This is a genomic window from Nonomuraea aridisoli, assembly GCF_003236395.1.
Taxonomy (GTDB): domain Bacteria; phylum Actinomycetota; class Actinomycetes; order Streptosporangiales; family Streptosporangiaceae; genus Nonomuraea; species Nonomuraea aridisoli.
Genome location: NZ_POUD01000584.1, coordinates 1 through 1,095, shown reverse-complemented (window position 1 = coordinate 1,095; position 1,095 = coordinate 1). Strand labels below are relative to the sequence as shown.

The following is a 1,095-nucleotide window of genomic DNA, read 5'->3' as shown; positions in this document are numbered from 1 at the left end:
ACCAGGTACGGCGCACCGTGGCGGCCGGGGACGGGTGCGCCGCCCAGCAGCAGGGTCGCCCCGGCCGCCACGGTGCGCCGTACCTGGTCGTGCAGGGTGTCGCGGAGGTCCGCGCGGGCGAGCGGGCCGATCTGGGTGGCCTCGTCCATGGGGTCGCCCAGGGCGAGCGCGCCGGCCTTCTTGGCGACGAGGTCGACGAACGCGTCGGCGACGCTCTCGTCCACGATGAGGCGTTTGGCGTTGACGCAGCTCTGGCCGACGGTGTTGAACCGCGACCGCACCGCCGCCGTCGCGGCCTCGTCCAGGTCGGCGTCGTCGAGCACGACGAACGGGTCCGAGCCGCCCAGCTCCAGGACGTGTTTCTTCAGGTGCGCGCCAGCCTGCGCGGCCACCAGCGCGCCGACCTCGGTGGAGCCGGTGAGGGTGACGGCCGCGATCCGGTCGTCGGCGATGAGACCGGCGACCGCGGCCGGCTCGACGAGCAGCGTGGAGCAGAGCCCGGGCGGGGCGCCGGCCCGCCGTACGACCTCTTCCAGCGCCAGCGCGCAGGCCGGCACGTTGCTCGCGTGTTTGAGCACCGCGCCGTTCCCGGCCGCCAGCGCGGGCGCGAGGAAGCGGAAGAACTGCCAGAACGGATAGTTCCACGGCATGATCGCCAGCAGCACGCCGAGCGGCTCGAAGACGACCGTGCTCTCCGTCGCGCCGGACGCGACCGGCTCCGGCGCGAGGTAGCGCTCGGCGTGCCCGGCGTAGTGGTCGAGCGTCCAGGCCGACTTCTCGACCTCCGCGCGCGCCTCCGTGATCGGCTTGCCCATCTCCTGGGTGATCAGCCGGGCGAACCGGTCGGCGTCGGCGCGGAGCTCGCGGGCGATGGCGCTCAGCAGGGGGAGCCGCCGGTCGATGGGGGTCGCGCGCCAGTCGCGCTGCGCCGTCACGGCGGCGCTCAGGACGGTCTCCACGTGTTCGGGCGGATGCGGATCGTGATCGGCGACGGGCTCGCCGGTCGCGGGGTTGAGGGAGGACGGCAAAGATGATCCTTTCGGGAGCGGGAGCGGGAGCGGGAGCGGGAGCGGGAGCGGGAGGACGGCTCGGGAG

The 1,095-nt window shown here is 74.2% G+C and carries 1 protein-coding gene; it reads right to left on the bottom strand.

Annotated elements, in window-relative coordinates; all coding sequences use genetic code 11:
- A partial coding sequence (locus tag C1J01_RS48220) for an aldehyde dehydrogenase family protein (RefSeq protein ID WP_111185846.1) occupies nt 1–1,028 on the bottom strand: 1,028 nt, incomplete at its 3' end.
- Nucleotides 1,029–1,095: the final 67 nt, after the last annotated feature.